Origin of the sequence: Pseudomonas cyclaminis (assembly GCF_015163715.1) — a bacterium.
Taxonomy (GTDB): domain Bacteria; phylum Pseudomonadota; class Gammaproteobacteria; order Pseudomonadales; family Pseudomonadaceae; genus Aquipseudomonas; species Aquipseudomonas cyclaminis.
Genome location: NZ_JADDUM010000341.1, coordinates 1 through 553, shown reverse-complemented (window position 1 = coordinate 553; position 553 = coordinate 1). Strand labels below are relative to the sequence as shown.

The window sequence follows — 553 nt, the reverse complement described above, 5'->3', positions numbered from 1 at the left end:
TTTTTTCACCCGCGTTTCTGGCTGTTATGGCTTGGGCTCGGCCTGCTGTGGCTGGTTACCCAATTGCCGTACCGCGCGCTGCTGGCCATTGGTCGGTTATTGGGCGCGGGTATGTACCGTGTGGCTGGCGAACGTCGCCGCATCGCCGCACGAAACCTGGAACTGTGCTTCCCGGAAAAAACCGCCAAAGAGCGTAAGCAGTTGCTCAAGGAAAACTTTGCCTCCACCGGCATCGCCTTCTTTGAAATGGCCATGAGCTGGTGGTGGTCGCGCCAGCGTCTGTCGCGCCTGGCCCATGTCGAAGGCCTTGAACACCTCAAGCAGGCCCAGTTGGATGGCAAGGGCGTGATCCTCATGGCCCTGCACTTCACCACCCTGGAAATCGGCGCGGCATTGTTGGGCCAAAAGCACACCATTGATGGGATGTACCGCGAGCACGGCAACCCGCTGTTCGACTTTATCCAGCGCCGTGGCCGCGAGCGCCACAACCTCGATTCCCTGGCCATTGAGCGCGAAGACGTGCGCGGCATGCTCAAGCTGCTGCGCGCCGGCC

General features: G+C 61.1%; 1 protein-coding gene. It reads left to right on the top strand.

The features are described from left to right. Window positions 1-553, top strand: a 553-nt coding sequence (locus IQK56_RS30015; protein WP_482827763.1) for an LpxL/LpxP family acyltransferase, incomplete at both ends; no start/stop codon positions are given.